Raw genomic sequence first — 20763 nt, forward strand, 5'->3', positions numbered from 1 at the left:
GCGCCGATCTATTTACGGTCGCTCGTCGAAGCTAACTACCACCTTTTCTTCACCCGGCACCGCAACCCCGTTCTGTCGTGCAGGCGAGTATCGCCACTTCTGCACAGCCATCACCGCGGCTCTTGCCAGCAGCGGATTTCCGCTGACCACGCGCGTGTCGTAAACCATCCCGTCAGCTCCTATCGAGACCTTGAGCGTGACGTTCCCATTCACATGCGATCGCACCGCATCTGCCGGATAAACTGGCCTGACCATTTTCACCAGCACCGGATGGGTGTCCTTGGCTTTGATTACGGGCGCGGGTGGGTGTTCCGCTTGAGTATTGCTGTCATCCACCACCGGCTTCGGCAGCGTGGGCACCGCACGTGGAGCCGGTTTCTTCGCCCAAGGGAAGGGAATATGCAACGCACCATTCAATGCGAGCAGCAAGATAAGCGCGATCACCGTTGCGACCACGGGAATGACCACGGCTGCGTGCAAATGCCTTATGCGTCTGGCGCTCTCCTCCTTCGCTGCGTCTTTTATCTTCGCGACCTTTTCCAGTGCAATCTGCTGAGCGCTCTTAATCGGCGGCGGAGGCACTGGGACTGGCCGGAAGCTCTTACGCAATTCATCCGGAGCGTTCGCCGTTACCGGTTCCTCATGCTTCGCGATCCTCGGAGCGAATAGCTGCGACACTCGCGGGTCAGGCCGCACCTCTAGCTTTTCGGCCGCGCTCCCCTGCGTTCTGATCACCACTCTGGGCGTTCGCGGCGCAAATATCTTTGACACCCGCGGGTCCACCGGAACCGCTCCCGGCGTTGTATCAGGCGGAGTGTCAGACCCTACGGGAGAGTTCGGTACCAGCCTCGGCCCACGATCCTGCGGCTCTTGCGTTGATTTCGGAGCGGGTGATTTCGGAGCGGGACGATACCCAGCCACTTTGCTCTTGTCCTTCGGATTTGCCTTCGCAGCCGCATTCGCACTAGGCGAAAGTTCGCCTGAAAGCTCCGGAACAGAATCCAGCTTCGACAAGAATGACGCCAGACTTGCGTCTTCAAATACCTTCCCCGGCGTCTTGACCGTTTCCGGTTCAGATTTCACTGCCTCCGCCTCAGCTTTGCTGAGCTCGGGAGATGGTGTTTCTACGCCTGAGAGCACCGAATCGATCATCTGGTCGGCCAAGCTCAAATCAATCGCCGGATCCAGCTTCCAGTTGTCGGTGGTCTTTGGCGCAACGTCTCCCCCCGCGGTGCTTTCTTCCTTGGGTGCGGAACTTGGCTCGATCCACCCTAACTCCGGTACAACGCTCTCAATCACCTGATCCCCCAAGGTTCGCTGCGCCATTCCAATCTCCACCTGTGAACTAGCGGCAGCGGCGGCAGTACTTCTGGGAATCTCTGGCTCGACAGCGCGTGCCGCGATGTCTTTCTGCTCCTCGCGCTTCTCGTCCCCAGGCTTCGCTCCCACATCAAGGTCCGCAAGCACAGCGTCCACGATTCCGCCCGCCAGCTCTCGCTGTTTCAGCGCAAATCCCAGCTTCATCGCGTTGGCACAAAGCCGGTTCACTTCCCGCGGAACCCCTCGGCTCGCCTTGCATATCTTGACGAGAGCATCTTCGGTGAACAGCGCCGCGCCCGCATAACTTGCCACCTTCAGCCTGTGCTCGATGTATTCCTTCACCTGAGCCGGGGAAAGCGGTTCCATTCGGCAGATTGTCGTGATCCGCTGCAGCAGTTGGGCATGGCTTTCAGTACGCAGATTTGCTTCAAGCCCCGGCTGTCCCGCCAGAATGATGCGTAGAAACGCATTCTCCGTGGATTCAACATTCGACAGCAGACGCACCGACTCGAGTGCCGAGCCATCTAGGTTCTGCGCCTCGTCGATAATGATGATGACCGGTTTCTTGCGTCCTGCCTGTGATACAAATCCGGCAAACAACTGCTGCAACCGCAACCCGTCGTGCTCGGCCTCGGCTCCCGCAATTCCCAGATCGACGGCGATCATGCGCAGCAGCGCGTCTCCACTGCACTGTGTGTGGAACACAAATGCGACGTCGGCCTCACCGCGATAGAGCTGCATCAGCTCCAGCAAAACGGTGGTCTTGCCGCTACCAGCCTCTCCAATCAGGGCCTGCAGCACATCGCAGTCTTCGATGCCGGTTGAGAGCTGGTCCAACGTCTGAAGGTGCTGCGTTCGCGCGTACACAAAGCGAGGATTGGGCGATACCCCAAAGGGCTGTTCCCGCAGGCCGTAGAAATCCAGCATTTTAGACATGGTGCACGTCCGCGGAGCCCCGATCCTGAGCTCCACATTCTACTAATTTCAGATGTCAGAACCGCGCCTGCCGTACTCGCCAAAAGCGCACAATCTTAGCCCACATTTCCAATTAGGCTCAAACTGCCGACGTATAATCCACTCCTGCTCAGCGATTCCTGCGTCGCTCGTCCGTTTCAGCTGGCTTATTTCTGTTCTCATCGTTTGCTGAATGCGCTAGATTCTTCTGAATTCGGAGAACATGATGAATCGCGCAATCAGGGTGTCCCTTGCTGTCTGTCTCCTTCTCGTTACTATGGCAACCATCACTGTTTCACAGACGGACGCCCGATGCCAGCTTCCTCTTTCGCAGAGTTCCAAGGTCAAAAGCTTGTTCACTGATGAGCAGGAAAACGAACTCGGCGACGTGACCACCTATAAATTCCAGCAATCAAATCGGGTGCTTGAAGATCCCGACGTTACCGCTTATTTGCAGCGCGTGGGAGACAAGCTGGTTGCCACTCTTCCGCCCACCGGAATTCGATTTCGCTTTTATGTGGTGGACATCCCCGAGGCAAACGCCTTCAGTTTCCCCGGAGGCCGTATATATGTCTCGCGCAAGCTGGTTGCGTTTCTTCATTCCGAAGACGAACTTGCCGCCATCCTTGCACACGAACTAGGCCATGTCGCAACTCACCAGAGCGCCACTGAGATCTCGCAGCACATGCGCCACGTTCTCAAGATCGATCACCTTGAGAATGGCGAAGTTTACGACCGCTACAACGAACTGCTTGAGAATTGGCGGCGCAAGAATTACGATTCCGAGCACAACGAGGATGCCGAACAACTTCAGGCTGATCTGGTCGGCCTCTTTGCCCTGGCCCGCGCTGGATACGAACCCCATACTATGCCCGATCTTTTCGGGCGATTTGTGGAGTCGAAGCCGAAAACGGGGTCCTGGTTTTCCAACATCTTCGGAGGCTTCACTCCAAACGCACATCGCTTACGGGAAATGACGAAGGAAGCTGCCTCTGTACCTTCCTTCTGCATTCAGCCCAGCGCGAAGTTTCCAGCTTCAGAGTTCCAGCAGTGGCAGTCCACCGTTCTTGCTTATCGCGGCATTGGACATCGCGAATCTCTGCAAGGCGTCGTCTTGCGCAAGAAGTTGCAGCCCGCGATTCGCGCCGACCTCGATCAGCTCATCATCAGCCCTGATGGCCGCTACTTCCTTGCTCAGGACGAAGGCAGCATTGTCATCTTTCTACGCGAAAATACGAAGCCTCTGCTGCGTATAAATGCTGAACGCGCACACCCGGCGCAATTCTCGCCTGACTCGAAGCACGTTGTCTTCTACGTGTCCTCTCTCGGCTCTTCTCCTCGCGTTGAGGTCTGGAACATCGAAGATCAGTCGCAGGAAGTCCACGAAGTGTACGAACGCAATGGGTGCGAGCAGACTGCGCTTTCGTCCGATGGCAATTACTTCGCATGCGTATCCGGTACCGGCGTCCAGCTCTCAGGAGTCAATTTCGACCTGCGCGTGCATGACGTAGATACCGGAGATCTTGTTTACGAGAAGAAATCGTTCTTCTCCGGAGCGCTCTTCTCGACAATGCTCGACCTGATCGTGGCTAGCACATCCGGTTCTGACAGTATTTCGATTGCGCAGATCGTCTTCACCCCCGACAACCGATTCCTGTATATCGGTCGCGACAACATCGCCACCGCCATCGAACTCGCAACTGGCAAGCAGGTTTCTCTCGACCAGAACATTAAACGCATCATGCGGTTACAGTTTGCGTTCCTCGACAATCACCGCATGATCGGAGTCGAGTCGGATGGCAAAGCCGATGTTGTGAACCTTGCCGATGGTCGTATCCTTGCGGGACGGCTCGGCACGGGTTTCACTCGTTTCCAGGTCGCTTCGAATCCCGAGTACCTCATCCTACGCCCGATTAAGGATCACGCCGCTGGCGTATTCAGCATCAAGCAGAACATCATATTCATGGCCAGCAAGACCCGTGCACTTGATCTCTATGGCGACGTGGTCGTGCGCGAGCGCATGGACGGAAGAATCGCGGTCCACAGCATTACGGATGGGAAAGAGCTCTCAGCCTCTCCCATGATGGACACAACTCTGGGCGAGCTTCGTGCCGCAGCGCTCTCCCCCGACATGAGTATGCTTGCGCTCTCTGGCGGATCGCGCGGAGCCGTCTGGAATCTCAATACCGACAAACGCCTCGTCTATACGCGCAACTTCGATGGTGCCTACTTCAACGACAAAAACCTCTTCTGTGCCGTCTTTCCCAAGTGGGAAGAGAGAAAACGAAGCATCGCCACTGCCGATCTCAACGGAGGCGGTGTTCGCAACCTGGATACCGAGGAGAACGTGAAAAGTTGGCAATCCGGCCGCTATTTCATTGTCGAGCGCCCGGCTAAGAAGGACGAGTACAACAAGAATGTCACCTTCGAAGTTCACGACGTCTGTACCAACTCATTGTTGTGGTCACGTCAGTTCCGCGACGGCGTTCCGAGTTCTTATCGAGACCAGAACGCCCATTCGATTGTGTTCATCTGGCGTGTGAACGATGACGAAGCCAAAGCTCAGATCCGTAACAGTCCTCAGCTTCAGCAGAGGCAGCACGAACTCCGCGAAAAGCAAGGTGTTTACTATCTTGAGCTTCTGGATCTCGATACAGGGAATCTCCGCGCCCGGGTGCTCATCGACACAGGGAAAGGCTCGTTCGCGTTTTCCGATGCGTTCTTCACTTCCGATCGCCTTTTCATAAGCGACGAACAAAGCCGGCTTCTCGCCTACTCGCTCGATGGTCATCTTCAGGGGCGCATCTTCGGCAACTCTGCCACGATCTCTCCTGACGGGAACAATCTTCTAGTTTCCAACAATCACGGACGCCTAACCGTCTTCGATACTCACACCCTGAAGCAGCGCCAGCAGCTTGAGTTCACTGAACGAATCGCATCTCTGGCCTTCGGCTCCAATCCATCGTTGCTTAACGTAGTCACCGCCGACCAGACGCTATTCCGAATCGATCTCAGCTCATCCTCTGCGCCCGCGGGCGGGCAGTGAACTCAACGAAAAAAGCCCGAGACTGGTCCAAGTCCGGTTTCGCAAAGGTGAACATCTGGCCCGTGACAGCATCGCGAGGACATGTATGTGCATCCTACCGAGCGCATTGGAGAAAAGACTTTGGGATCAGCTCTCCCCAGCCGCTCTCGCCGCGCCCTCGTGTTCGCTCATAATTTCTTCAAACATCCGAGGATGATTGGCTCGCTCATCCCAAGCTCGCGGTTTCTCGTCGAGCGCCTGTTGCAGCAAGTGGATTGGAGTCGGACGAAAGTTGTCGTAGAGTACGGTCCGGGCGTAGGCACCATCACGGCTTCCATCCTCAAGCGCTTGCCTTCCGATGCCGTCCTGATCGCCATCGAGATGAACGAAGACTTTGTTGAATTGCTTCGTGAGCACAATCGCGATGCGCGTTTGAAGGTTGTGCACGGATCAGCCGCCGACGTCCGTCGCGTCCTCCGGAGCTTTGGCTATCCCGGTGCCGACTACATCATCTCCGGCATTCCTTATACAACGCTGACCGAAGATGTTCGCGTACGTGTCATGAGAGAATCCCGTGCGGCATTGAATCCCGAAGGTGCGCTGCTTATCTACCAGTTCACCCGCGCCGTGCTTCCATACCTTCGTCGCGAGTTCGGAAAGGTTCGAACCGACTTCGAACCCCTCAACGTACTTCCCGCACAACTCTTCACCTGCAAAAAACGCGCCTAACGAATTTCGAGAGAAGCCCGGCCTCCATCCTAAATCTCCAGGTGGCCCATTCAAGCCATCCTCTGGCTTGAGTGGGGTAGTTGCTTTTGCTCCTGTTCTTGCCCTCTTATATAGCAGTCCACCTGAGCGCGACGAAAGATCCCACATGTACACATGCATTCCTGCCGACAGGATATGGATTCCGCCTCCTTCGTCTTCTCCCGCTTCTCATCTACACTAGATCTATATGGTCCGCTTCATCTCTCTTGTCCTATTGGCTGGCGTTTTAGTGTTTGCATGGGCGTACGCAATTCCGGTCGCGCCTCCGGTCCCCCAGACTCTGCTTTTTTCGCCGGGATCGTCCTCCAAGACCATTGCCGCCGAGCTCGAGCGTGCCGGAATCATCCGCAACCGCTACGCCTTCGAACTCTTGCACTATGCCATGCCCAAGAAGAAGCTCAAGGCCGGTGAATACCGCTTTGTGCGTGCCGCCAACGGACTAGAAGTGTTCGACCGGATTGCCCGTGGAGATGTTCTCATCCACACCGTCGTAGTCCCCGAAGGCTTCAATATGTTTGAGATCGCCTCCGCCATCGAAGCCGCCGGACTGGGCAAGAAGGATGATTTCCTCAAAGTCGCCACTCACGATACCGACCTCGTGCGCGCTGTCGATCCTCAGGCCAAGAGCCTTGAAGGATATCTCTTTCCGGACACCTACAATTTCTCGCGCACCATGAGCATGCGCGACATGGCCGCAGCCATGGTGCATCGTTTCCAGCGCGAGGCGCAGGCCCTCGGTCTCAATCACGACACGCACCGCCTCGTCACTCTCGCCTCTATCGTCGAAAAGGAAACTGCCGCACCCGAGGAACGTCCCGAAGTCGCAAGCGTTTACGCCAATCGCCTCTCGCATAACATGGCGCTTGCTGCCGACCCAACGGTCGTTTACGCTGCACAGCTCAACGGTAACTATCGCGGAACCATCTACCAGAGCGATCTTCAGTCCGAGTCGCCCTACAACACCTACAAGTTCGCTGGACTTCCACCCGGGCCAATCGCTAATCCCGGAGCGGCCTCGCTGAAGGCTGCGATGCAGCCAGCCAGCACCGAGTACCTCTTCTTCGTCGCCGCCGGAGACGGAAGCGGACGCCACCACTTCTCCGCCAACTTTGAACAGCACGAGCGCAATGTCATCGCGTATCGCAAGGCCATGAAGGCGCAGTCACGATGATGAACGTGCAAAGCAATACTGGCTTCATGCTTCAGCACGGAGTCTCGTTCTAATGCAGCTTCCTCCTGCGTTGCGCCGCGCCATTGACGAGGAACTCAGTTCCGCAAACCCTGCTCGCTTGCGTGCCGCTTCCACCACGCTCAGTGCCACCTATCGCCAGAGCGCCGAAAGCACCTCGCCGCGCACGTCTTCCAGTCCTGCGCTCTCCACCGACGACCAGCGCGCAGCCTACCTAGCTGTCCGCGTTCCGGCAACATTCGCCGCCGCCTCTGCGGCTCTCAGTGGGACCTGCGAAACGACACATTCAGAGCCCGTTTCTGTCCTTGACCTCGGCAGCGGCCCTGGCACCGCACTCTGGGCAGCTGCAGAAGTCTTTCCCGGGATCGAGTCCGCCACCGCGTTTGAACGCGATCCCAGGCTCATCGACATCGCGCGTCGTCTCGCTGCAAAGTCCGAGCACCCAGCAGTCCGCCAAGCCAGATGGGTTCAGGGCGATCTCAACTGGGCTTTGCCCTCAGGCACTTGGGACCTGGTGCTTTGTTGCTACGCGCTGAACGAACTACCGGCACCAAAACGCGCCGAACTCATCCGTCAGGCTTGGGCTCGAACTGCGAAGCTGCTGATCATCATCGAACCCGGAACAAAGCCCGGCTACGCCAACGTTCTCGCGGCGCGTACCCAACTACTCGCCTCCGAGGCGGCCTTGGCGGCACCGTGCCCCAATGCTCTTGCCTGTCCCATGGCTGGCAGCTCCGACTGGTGCCATTTTGCCGCTCGCGTCGAGCGCACAGCCGAGCACCGCCGACTTAAAGACGCGACCCTCGGGCATGAAGACGAGAAGTTCTCCTATGTTGCTTTCTCTCGCGAGCACGTGCAGCGTCCTTCGTCGCGCATCGTGCGCCATCCCCGAATATTCAGCGGCTACACGCAGCTCACGCTTTGCCGCGAAGGTGAGATCGCAAATCAGACTGTAACTCGTTCCCAGAAAGAGGATTGGCGACGTCTAAAGCGCCTTGGCTGGGGAAGCGGCTGGTAAGCTCTCGCTCTCTGATCCGCGTTCAGGACAACTCTGGTGGCCGCTCGACACCTCTGAAGTAAAGCGGTGTCAGGATTGCAGTCCACGGGTGCGGATGTTGACTTGGGTGCCATTGACCCGGGTGCATCACAGGTGCCCCACCTTCGACGCGCTTTTTGTGCGCGGCTAAGGTGGGAAAGCAAAACGCCCATGACTCCAAGCCTGAAAACGCTATACGCAAGCATTCTTGAGATAGGCGGCTTCCATGCATCAAGCGGCTAGACTCAGGAGTGAGTCGAACGTAGTGCCACTCCACAGAGCAGTCCTGTGTGTCGACTGCGAATCCATCACCAACGGTCTGTCGGATGAGTGTCTCGTCTGTGGCAGCCGCTCCCTTTTCAGTCTCGACCGATTGCTGAGTAGCTCGCATCCATCGAAGGCAAAAATGAAGCCCGGCAGCGTGTTGCTCAACGCAAAGGTTTCGATCGACCTCGAGAAGATGACCCCGAGCGAGTTCAGTGGCATTGTCGAGGACATCGCGGAAGCGCTCCGCTCCAAGCAGCTAGCCGGAGAAGCACAGTTCCGAATCAAGGTAGAACCTGCGGTGCTGGAACTCAGGAAGCCGGAGCTCAAGGCCGCATAGACACTACTCCGGCAGGAAGCGGTATCCCACGCCGCGCACCGTGATCAGGTACTTCGGGGTTGATGGCGAGTCCTCGATGTATCGCCGCAGTCGCACGATGAAATTGTCGATCGCGCGCGTATCCGTATCCTCGTGCAGCCCCCAGACTTGTTCCAGAATCTGTTTTCGGCTCACGTTCTCGCTACGATGATCGATGAAGTAGCGCAGTAGCGACGCTTCCATCAACGTAAGCTGAACCTTTCCCTTTGGCGCGGTAAGTTGCAGCGTATTGAAATCCAGCGTCCGTCCTTCGAAGGTGAAGACATCATGCGCAGGTGCGGGCCGATCTGCTGTCGCGTTCACCGCAGCTCGTTGAGTGTCCGGAATCACGGGAACGGTTGCAATCTCACGGGCCGTAAGCTCGCGCTGCCACTGCATCCTGCGCAGCAGTCCACGGATGCGTGCCAGCAGAATGCCGAGTTCGAATGGCTTTGGTAAATAGTCATCGGCGCCCGCAGCAAACCCGCGCAACACATCCTCTGGACGCGAGCGTGCAGTTAGCATCAGGATCGGGACGTAGTTCTTCGCTTCCCGAAGACGAGCAGCCACTTCGAATCCGTCCACGCCCGGAAGCATGATGTCGAGCACGAGGGCGTCGAACTGCTCGCCACGGTCAAGTAGCAACTCAAGTCCTGCCTCGCCGGTCTCTACGGCAACTACTTCGTGCCCGTCGGCTTCGAGATTGAACAGCACTCCCCGGGCCAGGTGAATTTCATCTTCAACGATCAGAATTCTTGCCATCGCGAATCGATGTTATCGCACGCGAGCAAGAGGAAGCGAGCCAGGGAGATTGTTCGCAAGATATCCAATCAACAACTTAACTTTGGAGGAACTACTGAAGTCGGGAATGTTGGCAGCTAAGCTAATGCTTTTCTGCGGCGGCGGACACCATTAACCAAAGTGTCACATCCGCCGCGAAGAGCCATTATTCAGAAAGTGAATGGTTAGGCTTTTACTGTGTTCCCCTCACGTGCGAGGGAAGCCATGTGCTGCGCCGCTTCCTTGCCCGTGCGAATGCAGTCCGGCACGCCGATTCCCTTGTAAAAGTTTCCGGCAATCGACAGGTTCTGCATCTGCTTCAGGGTCTCGCCAATGCGATCTATTCGCTCCAGGTGCCCCGGCGTGTACTGCGCCATCGAGCGATCCCAGCGATACACCTTCACAAACCACGGATCGGCAGATAGCCCGGTGATCTGCTTCAGTTCCTTGCGCACCTGCGTCGTGATCTCTTCATCGCTCAGCTTCAGAACGCTCTCGTCCTTCGCTCCGCCAAGGAAGCATCGCACCAGAGCCTTGTTGTCCGGCGCGCGGAACGGGAACTTTGTATGCACGAAAGTCGTCGCCAGCATGCGAGTTCCTTCGCTGCGCGGAATCAGGAAGCCGAATCCCGGAGGACACGCCTTCAGTTGCTCGCGTTCGTACCCAAGCGTCACCGTGACCGACGAACTGTATTCAACTTTGCCCAGGTCTTCCGAAAGCTGAGCATCGATATTGGTCAGCATTTTCGAGGCGATGCGCGCCGGAGTGGCAAAGACTACGGCATCGAACTGCTCGACTCCGCGCGGCGTAATCAGCTCCCATCCGCTCTCTTTGCGGGTGAGCTGACTGACCGCGGTTCCGGTACGCAGGCTCTGTGGATTCAAGCGCGCAACGATGGCATCGATCATCTGCTGCATGCCGCCCTTCAGCGAGCTGAACAGCGGCTTCGGCGCATAACCCTTTGCCTTCTGCATAGCGGCCATCTTCTTGCGACCGGCCAGCATGGCTCGGCAAAGCGATCCGTAGTTCTCTTCCATCTCGACGAAGCGCGGCAGCACCGCACGCACGCTGAGCGAAGAAGCATCGCCGCCGTACACACCCGAAAGCAGCGGATCGGCAAGACGATCAACGACCTCGGCTCCGAAGTGGCGCTCGACCATCTGTGCGACGGTCTCATCTTTGCCGACCGGGCGAGGTGGATGCATCAACTCGCCAAGCATCTTGAACTTTGTACCCCAAGAAAACAGCCGAGTCAGTGCGGTTGGAATGAGCTTGGTGGGCACCATGAACATCAGCCCATCCGGCATGGGAATCAAGCGGCCCTTGACGAGAATGTACGTGACGCGCTGCGAGTCATTGGAACCAATGAGGTCGTTGGCGATGCCGAGTTCGGCGCAAAGTTGATTGGCCCACGGCTTTTCGGTGAGGAATGAGTCGGGTCCGCCTTCGACAACGCAGTCGCCCACCTTGTCGCTAAACATGACTCCGCCGAGCCGGTCGCTCGATTCAAAAAGAGAGTATTCAACGGGCGCGCCAGCAGCGCGCTCCTGTTCAAGATAGTAGGCGGCACTCAAACCCGAAATGCCGCCACCAATAATCGCAATGCGCATGTATAAGAACTCCCGTACTACAAACCAGACAGCTCACCAGTTGCAGGCGAGCTGATAGCTTAAGATCCTGATTCCGCTGCCGCAGCCAGACGCGTGCGCGCAAGTTGCGCAACGGCGCGGGCAAACAGCACAGAGTCGTTCAGAGACTCGGCGCGCGAGAGCGCAATTCCTCTATCGACAGCGTAGGCCTTGAACATGATGTCCACGTCGTAGAGCACTTCGACGTGATCGCAAACAAACCCAATCGGTTGAACGAACAAATGCTTGTGCCCTGCGGCGGCCAGTTCATCAATCACACTCTCGACCGTCGGTCCTAGCCACTCTCCGCCACTCATTCCTTGGCTCTGGAAGGCAAAATGCCAATGTCCCGCAATCTCGGGAATTGTCGCCGCGACCAGTCCCGCAGTTTCCCGAGTCTGGCGCTCGTAGTTGTCTCCGGCCTCGATGGTGCGAACGGGAACACTGTGTGCGGTGAACAGCACTGGCACGGGTGCGTTGGCTTCGCAACATGCTCGCGACCAGCCGTCACGCAGCTTTTCAGAGAATGCCCGGATCAGTAGAGGTTCAGCGTGCCATTCGGGAACGAAGTCCACGCTGAATGGAGCCTTGCCTGTTTCGCCAATCACCGCGCGGCGATAAAGGCCGACACTTGTTCGCGAATTGTGTGGTGCGAGGCAGATCGCGATAGCGTGCGTCACTCCGTGGGCTGCCATCTGCGCAACGGTGTCGCGAATGTAGGGCTTCCAATTTCGCATGCCGACGTAGGCGGGAAGACCGAGTTCGGCGGAGATGCGGGCCGCCTGCTGCATCGTGATTTCCGTCAGCGGCGAGTGGCCAATCAGCGAGTAGCGATGCTTGATTTCTTCAACCACGGAGGGCGGAAGCGGCCGTCCGCTGGTTACGTTGGCCAAATAGGCCGGAATCTCGTCGATGGTGTCCGGAGTTCCGTGCGCAAGCAGCAGGACGGCAGGCTTCTGCATATTATCGAGTCCCGGCTACGACGCCACGATGCTGCGCCGAATACTCCCGAACAAATTTTGCCAGGTCCTTTACGTTCTCAACTGGAGTCTGCGGCAGGATTCCGTGTCCGAGATTGAAGATGTGCCCCGGACGGTTGCCAGCGATATCCAGAATGTTTTTCGCGCGCTGCTTCAGTTCATCCCATTCGGCAAAGAGAAGCACCGGATCGAGATTGCCCTGAACGGCGGGGCGGAAGTTCATCAGCTTCCAGCCTTCATCGAGCGGAACGCGCCAGTCGAGGCCGATCACGTCGGCTTCGGTCTCGTTCATCGACGGAAGCAGCGTGGTGCTGTCGGTTCCGAAGTAGATGATCGGCACGCCAGTTTTCTTTAGCGACGAAATGAGTTCCTTCGTGCGCGGCAGAACGTACTTGCGATAGTCCTCAACGCTCAGGCAGCCCACCCAGCTATCAAACACCTGGATGACGTCCGCTCCGGCCTTTACCTGGTCGGCGATGTAGGCAGCAAGCACCACGTTGAGCTTGCGCAGCAGTTCATCCCAAACTTCGGGCTGGCGGTACATCAACTTCTTCACTTCGATGTAGTTACGGGAGCCGCCGCCCTCGACCATGTAGCTTGCAAGGGTGAAGGGAGCTCCGCAGAAACCGATCATCGGCAGCTTGTCGCCCCAGTGCTTTACGCAGTCGGCAATGGCTTGGGAAACATACTGCAGCTCGGGAGCGCCATCGGTCGTGAGGACCTTGATGTCATCGGCCGAGCGGACAGGCTTTTCTATGACCGGACCCTCTCCGGCAGAGAAATGGAAAGGCAGACCCATCACTTCGAGTGGAAGCAGCAGGTCGGCAAAAATGATAGCGGCGTCGACGTTCAGAGCCTCAGCGGCCGTGATCGTCACCTCAGCGGCCAATTCGGGTTTCTTGCAGATTTCGACGAGGGAGTGGTGCTTGCGGACTTCGCGATACTCGGCCATGTAACGGCCAGCCTGGCGCATGAACCAGACCGGGGTAGACTCAGTCGGAAGGCCTTTGCAGGCACGGACGAAAATAGAATTGGGTGCGGACATAAAGACTAGAGTTTATCAGAGAGGGCAAACTCCAGCTTGTGACAGGAGTCACTCTGGATTTTGTGCGCGGACTCGGGCCGGGCATTATTGCGAAACAAAGATGACAGCCAGCCTGTCTTCGTAAGCGATCCGCCAGCTATGATTTCCGGTCTTGATTCGAAACAGTCCTGCAAGCTTCGAGTTTGGCGCCAGCAGCACCGTTTGGATCTTCTGCCGACGGAGAACTTCGTCAGGGTTCTGCTCTCCAAGGTACAGGTGATAGTAGTCGAGCAGAAACCGGTCACCGTAGAGGTCGGCGCGACCATCGATGTAAACCTTGTATTGAGGGTAAGCGCGCCATATCAGATATCCGCCGTACCCGTAGTCGTTGAGCAAATTGGGGCGAAGGTTGTGTTCGATCATGTAGTCGAGTGCAGACTTGGGGAAGCGAAGCCATTCGGCCTCACGCTGATAGCGCACTCCGGCCCAAAGTTGGCAGACGCACAACAGAGCTGATGCGAACACGATTCCCGCCGCAAGCGAAGCTCGCATTCTTATGTTGATGGATCGTGTGATGAGTCGCGCAGCCCATTCGGAACGCATGTGTTCGGCGAGTATCGGAACGGCGATCAAAGCAAAGAGCGGAATATTGCGGCCCGACTTGAGCGCAGCGGCCCAGAAGATAGCAAACATCAGCAACTGGCCGGGGCGCATTGGCTTGCGAGAGAACAGGATTGCCAACAGCGTGAGTACGGCCAGCGCAACGAACGGGTAGAACGCAGGGAACGTCAGCGGTGGAGACTGCCATTCTGTGATGAATTCATTGCTCGCCATCCTGATGACGGTGAATGGGTAGCGCAACATGGCAATGCCGTTCGGGTTCAGCGGCACGATTGCGGCACACCCCAGCGCGGCGATACATAATGCGCCAATTTGCTTAGGGCTGGCCGATTCGCGCCCGATGAACGAATCGAGCGCTTCAGTTCCGGCAATCACCAGCAGAATGGCAATTCCGAACATGTATCCGGCATGGAGTTGCACCCAAAGCAATGTCAGCAAGGGAAGCCAGAACAGTGACCGAACCCGACCAGTCCGCAGGAATCGCTTTGAGATCAGGAGGAATGCGGCTCCGAGCAGCAGAGTGCAGGTTAGTGGCCGGATAGCGAATCCCGGTCGAGCGGCCCAGCACCCGAGTATGACGGCGGCTGCTCGTGTCCAGCGATTTCCTTTCGATGCCAAATACAGCAATGCAAACGCTAGAGTCAGTAATGCGGTATTGACGATTGTGAGTGCGGTGAAACCGCCAAGTCGATGGATGAAATACATCACGAGATCGCAAAGGTACTCGTGGGCAATCCATGGTTGGCCGGAAAAAGTGTAGGAGAACGGGTCTGTGTGAGGGATGCCGTGATGCTGTGCTATCCAGCGTCCTGTCGCGAGGTGCCACCAGGTATCGGCTGACGCCATGGGCCGCGAGGCCAGCGCGCAACACGCGAGTGACATCGCGACTACCGGGGCATGGTTGAGCATGCGGGACGCGAGCGAAGCCTGGGGCGAGCTTTTGGAAGCGGTGCTCGGCGACAGGCTTTCTCGCGTTGTGAATATGCTCGCCATGCTTTAGTGGCGGAAGTGTCTTACTCCGGTGAACACCATTGCCAGTCCCAAACGGTCAGCGGCTTCAATCACTTCCTGGTCGCGAACGGAACCGCCGGGCTGGATGATCGCGGTGGCTCCGGCTTTGGCGATCACCTCGACTCCATCGGGGAAGGGGAAGAACGCGTCGCTGGCCGCAACGGTTCCGGTCAGGGGAAGAACGGCTTTTTCGGCTCCGATGCGGGCCGAATCCACCCGGCTCATCTGTCCGGCACCGACGCCCACGCTTTGTCCATCGCGCGAATAGAGAATCGCATTGGACTTAACGTGCTTGCAGACCTTCCAGGCAAAGAGCATCGCGCGAGCTTCTTCGGCCGTGGGCTGCCGTTTGCTGACGACTTTCAGGTCGGCTTCGGTGATTGGGTGAACGTCATTGTCCTGCATGAGGACGCCGCCGGATACGTTCTTTAGCACCCACTTCTGCTTGAGGTCGGCAATCTTGACGAGGCGAAGGTTCTTCTTCTTCGCAAAGGTTTCAAGAGCGTCGGGAGTGAAACTTGGGGCGGCTATGGCTTCGACGAAGAGCTTTGCCATCTCGGCAGCCGTGTCGGCGTCAACCTCACGATTCACGCCGATCACTCCACCGAAGGCCGAGACTGGATCGCACTCGAGGGCGCGAACGTAGGCTTCCTTCAATGTCGATCCGGTGGCGGTGCCGCAAGGATTGGTGTGCTTGATGATGGCGCAAACGGGCTCGGAGAACTCCTGAGCAAGATCCCATGCAGCCTGCAAATCGACGATGTTGTTGTAGCTGAGCTCTTTTCCCTGAAGCTGCTTGCCGTTCGCGATGCCTTTGCTGCTGCCATCCGAATAGAGTGCGGCTTTCTGGTGCGGGTTCTCTCCGTAGCGCAGGTCGAAGGCCTTGTGGAACTGCAAACGAAGCGTCTCGGGGAATGTGGCGCTCTGGCCCAACTGGGTGATATCGAACTTCGAGGCGTCATCAATGCTGATTTCGGCAAGTGCGTTGGCGATGGCCATATCGTAGGCGGCGGTGGTGGCAAATGCCTTTTGCGCCAATCCCCACTTCGTTCTCAGCGAAAGCTCGCCGGAGCTCTGCTCCATTTCGGAGGCGATGGATTCGTAGTCGGTGACCGAGGTCACGATGGCGACGTCCTGGAAGTTTTTCGCCGCCGAGCGGACCATGGAGGGACCGCCAATGTCGATGTTCTCGATAATCTCCTCGAAATGAACGCCCGGCTTGCTTGCTGTCTTCTCGAAGGCATAGAGGTTCACAACCAGCATGTCGATGGGCTCAATTCCGTGTTCCTTGACGGCGGCGACGTGGGCAGGATTTGAGCGCACGTGCAGGATGCCGCCATGCACCTTCGGGTGCAGGGTTTTCACGCGGCCATCGAGCATTTCCGGAAAGCCGGTGAGGTCGCTGATGTCGCGGACCTTGAGTCCTGCTTCCCGCAGGGTGCGCGCGGTGCCACCGGTGGATACCAGTTCCACTCCGAGTGTGGCGATGCGGCGTGCAAATTCGATCAGGCCGGTTTTATCAGTAACACTCAGAATGGCGCGTTTGATCTTCGACATGTACTTCCTCTCCAGAGGATGAGATTTCGGAATGCCGGGGGAGGGAGGGAACTGGAGCGCGCTACAGAGCGGATGAAGTAAGTGCATCCTCGCATCTGCAGGGCTGATTGCCCGGCGTTTGTTGGGTGTCCTTACAGGAATCCGGTCTAGATATCTTTGCGGGGACGCGCTTTCAGTCGAACCTGTCCGTCCTTCACCATTACAGTGTACTCGACTGCTTTGCACTTGAACTGATTGCGGATCTCTGAGGACTTGCTCTGGACGAACTTGGCGAAGGGGTCGAAGGCTCCGAGTGGCTGTCCTGCGGCTTCGCGGGCTCGGACGATCGCCTCGTAAAGTGCAACCACTTCAATGACGTCGTCGCTGAATAGCAGGTAGCTCTCGGGATCGAGGTCATTACCGGGCTTCGGAGCCGTGTCTATATGGCCGAAGCCGCCGACGCCGAGCAGAACGTCTTCCGGACGACGGTAGCCCTCTTCCTTAATCTTGGCTTTGCGTCGCCAGAGATCGCTGAAGACGGAATACTTTTGCGCGACTGAGTTGAGGCGGAACCGCTGGGCGAAGCTAAGTCTGCCGTTCTCGACATTGCGCCGAATCAGGGTCTGAACACGTGATTCCGTGTCCATTGGAGGCTTTTTGGAGCCGCCTGCGAAGTAGATGTCGAATTCGATTTTCAGCCGCCGAAAAGATTCCTCTAGCAGCCCTAACTCTTCATCAATGGTCACGGACTCACACGATAGTTGTAGCTCTCGAGAGCAGAACTCCTGCGCTAGTTGTTCGGAATATAGCATATCGAGGGCGAAATCAGGGCAGAGGACGGGAACGGGAGGCAGACGCGAAAGGGCACTGTCTGTCGGGAGAAATAAATTGTTTGCTGTAGCTGCCTCTAAGGTGCCTTAACTCGCATCTAAGCTGACATGTTCCGCGGAGAAAAAATCCGTGTGGCTGTAGCGGATGATCACGCCGTTTTGCGCGAGTCGCTGGGCGCATTGCTCGCGGCACAACTCGATTTCGAAGTCGTAGGCACCGCCAGCAATGGCGTAGAAGCGCTGGACATGATTCAGAGAGAGCACCCTGACGTGCTGGTGCTCGACTTGTTCATGCCCGCAATGGATGGATTCGAGGTTCTTCGGCAACTTGATCGTGCCAACGAGAGGGTTGCTAGCGTGGTGCTTACGGGATCAGAGAGCCAATCTGACTACGTGCAAGTGGTTCGATTAGGTGCGCGGGGTTTGGTGCTGAAGGGCGACACTCCCGAGAAACTCTTCTCCGCAATTCGATCCGTTGCCGATGGTGAGTTGGCCTTCAGCGATGACGTGGCGCAGGGTGTGTTGCTTGCCATGTCGGCTGAAACGCAACAAGAGCGTGCCACAAATCTGCAGCGGTTAAGTGAACGCGAAAAGCAGATCGCCTATCTGGTGGCGCGCGGAATGAAAAACAAGGACATCGCCGTTCAATTGACCATTAGCGAAAACACGGTGAAGCGACATCTGCAAAGTATCTTCAGCAAGACGGGCGCTAAGGATAGGCTCGAATTGGCCGTCATCGCGTTGACTGAGAGTTCCTCAAGCGCCGCGTAAATACAGCTTCTTACAACTCTCCCCCGAGTGATCTTGCCGCGTTCTGCGGCCGCTGCGACTTTTGTGTCAGGTTTGACACTCAAGAACAAAGCTCCTAAAGTCATTGCATCGGCTTCGAATTGATGTATGCTCCTACGGTTTGATGTCGTGTTCTTTTCCAAGTAAGCGTTCGCGCGCCTGAGGCTCTCGCCTCATGGCATGGGAAGCGGGTGAGAATCCCGCGCTGCCGCGCAACTGTAAGTCGGAGAACGCCCTTGTAGCCACTGTGCAATTTGCATGGGAAGGCGTGAGGCACGCTACGGTCGATGAGACCACTCCGAACAGCCAGGAGACCGGCGCGAACACAACCAGCAACCCCTTTCGCGTGTGAGGGAGGATGTATGCGAGTTTTCCGCCTCGTAGTTTTCTCTTTTCTGGTACTTCTAATTTCAATTTCTGCTCTCGCCCTGGATGTCCAGGTGCGTGTCGTGGACCCGTCGTCCGCAGTCGTGAACGGAGCGCATGTGGCTGTTTATGCGCAGGGATCGAGTCAACCCGTAGCGCTTGGTACGACTGACGCTCGCGGCATAGCAAAATTCTCAAACGTTCCGGGCGATGCGCTTCGTGTTGATGTGCTTGCTCCGGGCTTCGCTCGCTGGAGTGCTACTGTGGCGAAGTCGGGCGACGTCACGGCGCAGCTTAAGCTCACTTCGGGATCGGAGACCGTGTTGGTTTCCGCGACACCTTCGCCAGTTGAGGCAGGGCTCACCGGGTTGAATGTTTCCACGCTTGACCCAGCGACGCTCAACACGATGCAGCCTGTCGCGGCGTCGGATGCGATTCGGTTTCTGCCCGGTGTGATTCTTGCTGATTCGGGTAATCGCGGTGGACAGACATCATTGTTCGTTCGCGGCGGTGAGTCGCGTTACAACAAGATTTTTGTGGATGGCGTTCCAGTCAGCGATCCGGGAGGATACTTCGACTTCGGAACGGTTTCCATGGCTGGCATGGATCGCTTGGAAATGCTGCGCGGTTCGGAGAGCGTGCTGTACGGCTCCGACGCGATGAGCAGCGTGGTCCAGATCACATCGGCCGTCGGACACACAAAGACTCCTGAGCTGCTCGTCGAAGGCGACGGAGGTAATTTCCAGACTGGACATGGATACGCATCGCTTTCGGGTGCGCGTGGCCGTTACGACTACAACCTGTTTGGCGATGAATTCCACTCGGCTGGTCAAGGTGCAAACGACAAGTACGACAATGCGACCGAGGGAGCGAATCTCGGAATGCAGCTTGCCAAGAACGCGTTTGCGAGACTGCACGTAAGACATACAACATCGCGCGCCGGAGTTCCGGGCGAAACTACATTCCTCGGACAGCAACTGCTGTTGCCAGACTCCGACGCGTACGCGCATCAGAACAATCTGCTCGCTGGCTTGGATTTCAACGTCTCTGCGCCTGACAAGTGGCAGCACTTACTCACGATCTACAACTACAACCATCAACGTCGCGACGCCGATACCGTGACAGATAACTGGCGTACTACTCCGGCGTACGGATTGATCGACTATCCCTATGAGGACCAGGCAAGCATCAATCGTTTCGGCATTCGCTATAACGGCGAAGTGTGGGAGTCACGGCGGGCGCGCACGAGCTTTGGCTACGAGTTTGAAGACGAAAACGGATTCGTAGGCGACAATCTGTATCCGCCGTTGAATCACGGTCTGCGTCGCAACCATGCAGTGTTTGGTGAGCAGTTCGTCGAGTACGGTCGTTTCAGCGCAATTGTGGGCGCACGTTATGTACACAACGAGAGCTTTGGCGATCGCGGCGTGCCTCGCGCATCCTTTACCTACTTGGTGTCGCGTGGAAACAACGTGCTTTCAGGCACGCGCCTGAAGGCAAGCTACAGCGAGGGCATCAAAGAACCGCGCTTCGAAGAATCGTTTGGAATTGGCGGATACTTCATCGTCAAGAACCCGAACCTAAAGCCCGAACAGGCTCGCAACCTCGAAGCGGGAGTTGAGCAGCGTTTTGGTTCGCGTATCGCGGGAACGGCAACATACTTCAATACGCAATTCCGGAACCAGATCGCGCTTACGACCGACCCTGCCACCTACATCTCGAAGTACATCAACCTGAACAAGGCGCTGGCGCATGGCGCGGAACTGGACTTGAGCGGCCGGATTAGTCAGTCGCTTCAGGTACAGGGTTCATATGTATATACATCGACGCAAATTCTGAAGGCCCCGGTCAGCATGGATCCGCTGACGATGGCTGGAGCCCCGCTGGTTCGTCGGCCGAAGCATGCTGGGTCATTGCTGCTGTCTTACTCGCGTCCGCGGTATGGAGCCACACTCGGTGGATCGTTCATCGGGCGTCGTCCTGACTCGGACTACTACGGATATGGATATACGCACGCAGCAGGTTACGCGCGGGTTGATGTGAGCGCATGGTATAGGCTGAATCGCTATGCCACCGTCTATACCAGCGTGAACAACCTGCTCAACAAGCACTACGAAGAAGTGTTGGGCTACCCGGCGCTGACCGCCAACTTCCGGGCGGGCATGCGCTTCCACTTTGGCGGAGAATAGAGCGGTTTTCCAATCGCACTCTTTCGCACAGGAAAGTCGTTTTCCCCCAACGGCTTTCCTTTTTTTATTGCGATAATCCGCCGCGCCCCAGCGCA

15 protein-coding genes and 1 riboswitch are annotated in these 20763 nt (G+C 57.1%); of the genes, 7 read left to right on the forward strand and 8 right to left on the reverse strand.

What is annotated here, in order from left to right; all coding sequences use genetic code 11:
• Nucleotides 1–12: 12 nt before the first annotated feature.
• Nucleotides 13–2256: a TonB family protein gene (locus tag AC6IZD_RS00700; RefSeq protein ID WP_497785754.1), complete on the reverse strand. Its 2244-nt coding sequence runs from the start codon at nucleotides 2254–2256 to the stop codon at nucleotides 13–15.
• Nucleotides 2257–2497: 241 nt separating this feature from the next.
• Between AC6IZD_RS00700 and AC6IZD_RS00705 the strand changes: the two genes are divergently transcribed.
• The 5 genes from AC6IZD_RS00705 to AC6IZD_RS00725 all read left to right on the forward strand — a co-directional run bounded on the left by AC6IZD_RS00705 (nucleotide 2498) and on the right by AC6IZD_RS00725 (nucleotide 8896).
• The gene (locus AC6IZD_RS00705) at nucleotides 2498–5320 is read left to right on the forward strand and encodes a M48 family metalloprotease (RefSeq protein WP_497785755.1); all 2823 of its coding nucleotides are present in this window, start codon (nucleotides 2498–2500) and stop codon (nucleotides 5318–5320) included.
• A 120-nt stretch (nucleotides 5321–5440) separates the two neighbouring features.
• On the forward strand, nucleotides 5441–6028 hold the full coding sequence (locus AC6IZD_RS00710) for a class I SAM-dependent methyltransferase (RefSeq protein ID WP_497785756.1): 588 nt from the start codon (nucleotides 5441–5443) through the stop codon (nucleotides 6026–6028).
• 226 nt (nucleotides 6029–6254) lie between these two features.
• A complete protein-coding gene (gene mltG, locus AC6IZD_RS00715) occupies nucleotides 6255–7238 on the forward strand; it encodes an endolytic transglycosylase MltG (protein ID WP_497785757.1) in 984 nt (327 codons plus the stop codon).
• A 52-nt stretch (nucleotides 7239–7290) separates the two neighbouring features.
• Nucleotides 7291–8274 (forward strand): small ribosomal subunit Rsm22 family protein, encoded by a 984-nt coding sequence (locus AC6IZD_RS00720; RefSeq protein WP_497785758.1) that lies wholly within the window; start codon nucleotides 7291–7293, stop codon nucleotides 8272–8274.
• A gap of 283 nt (nucleotides 8275–8557) precedes the next feature.
• Nucleotides 8558–8896 carry a hypothetical protein gene (locus AC6IZD_RS00725; RefSeq protein ID WP_497785759.1) on the forward strand — a complete coding sequence of 113 codons (339 nt, stop codon included), beginning with the start codon at nucleotides 8558–8560 and terminating at the stop codon, nucleotides 8894–8896.
• 3 nt (nucleotides 8897–8899) lie between these two features.
• Here AC6IZD_RS00725 and AC6IZD_RS00730 read toward each other — a convergent pair whose 3' ends face one another.
• The 7 genes from AC6IZD_RS00730 to AC6IZD_RS00760 all read right to left on the reverse strand — a co-directional run bounded on the left by AC6IZD_RS00730 (nucleotide 8900) and on the right by AC6IZD_RS00760 (nucleotide 17240).
• Entirely contained in the window at nucleotides 8900–9676 is a 777-nt protein-coding gene (locus tag AC6IZD_RS00730) for a response regulator transcription factor (protein ID WP_497785760.1), read from the reverse strand.
• A gap of 203 nt (nucleotides 9677–9879) precedes the next feature.
• On the reverse strand, nucleotides 9880–11304 hold the full coding sequence (hemG, locus tag AC6IZD_RS00735; protein WP_497785761.1) for a protoporphyrinogen oxidase: 1425 nt from the start codon (nucleotides 11302–11304) through the stop codon (nucleotides 9880–9882).
• 59 nt (nucleotides 11305–11363) lie between these two features.
• Nucleotides 11364–12284, reverse strand: a complete 921-nt coding sequence (gene hemH / locus AC6IZD_RS00740; protein WP_497785762.1) for a ferrochelatase — start codon at nucleotides 12282–12284, stop codon at nucleotides 11364–11366.
• 1 nt (nucleotide 12285) lies between these two features.
• Nucleotides 12286–13347, reverse strand: coding sequence for a uroporphyrinogen decarboxylase (gene hemE, locus AC6IZD_RS00745; RefSeq protein ID WP_497785763.1), 1062 nt, complete (start codon nucleotides 13345–13347; stop codon nucleotides 12286–12288).
• 84 nt (nucleotides 13348–13431) lie between these two features.
• Nucleotides 13432–14856, reverse strand: coding sequence for a hypothetical protein (locus tag AC6IZD_RS00750; protein ID WP_497785764.1), 1425 nt, complete (start codon nucleotides 14854–14856; stop codon nucleotides 13432–13434).
• A gap of 87 nt (nucleotides 14857–14943) precedes the next feature.
• Nucleotides 14944–16515 (reverse strand): bifunctional phosphoribosylaminoimidazolecarboxamide formyltransferase/IMP cyclohydrolase, encoded by a 1572-nt coding sequence (gene purH / locus AC6IZD_RS00755; protein WP_497785765.1) that lies wholly within the window; start codon nucleotides 16513–16515, stop codon nucleotides 14944–14946.
• A gap of 146 nt (nucleotides 16516–16661) precedes the next feature.
• Nucleotides 16662–17240, reverse strand: a complete 579-nt coding sequence (locus tag AC6IZD_RS00760; protein ID WP_497785766.1) for an MXAN_5187 C-terminal domain-containing protein — start codon at nucleotides 17238–17240, stop codon at nucleotides 16662–16664.
• Between the two features lie 216 nt (nucleotides 17241–17456).
• Between AC6IZD_RS00760 and AC6IZD_RS00765 the strand changes: the two genes are divergently transcribed.
• Together AC6IZD_RS00765 and AC6IZD_RS00770 are read left to right on the forward strand one after the other, a co-directional pair.
• The gene (locus AC6IZD_RS00765) at nucleotides 17457–18095 is read left to right on the forward strand and encodes a response regulator (RefSeq protein ID WP_497785767.1); all 639 of its coding nucleotides are present in this window, start codon (nucleotides 17457–17459) and stop codon (nucleotides 18093–18095) included.
• Between the two features lie 154 nt (nucleotides 18096–18249).
• Nucleotides 18250–18450: riboswitch (cobalamin riboswitch) on the forward strand.
• A 25-nt stretch (nucleotides 18451–18475) separates the two neighbouring features.
• Complete coding sequence (locus AC6IZD_RS00770) at nucleotides 18476–20668, forward strand: TonB-dependent receptor (RefSeq protein ID WP_497785768.1); 2193 nt, start codon at nucleotides 18476–18478, stop codon at nucleotides 20666–20668.
• Nucleotides 20669–20763 lie beyond the last annotated feature (95 nt).

The organism is Koromonas humicola (assembly GCF_059726255.1).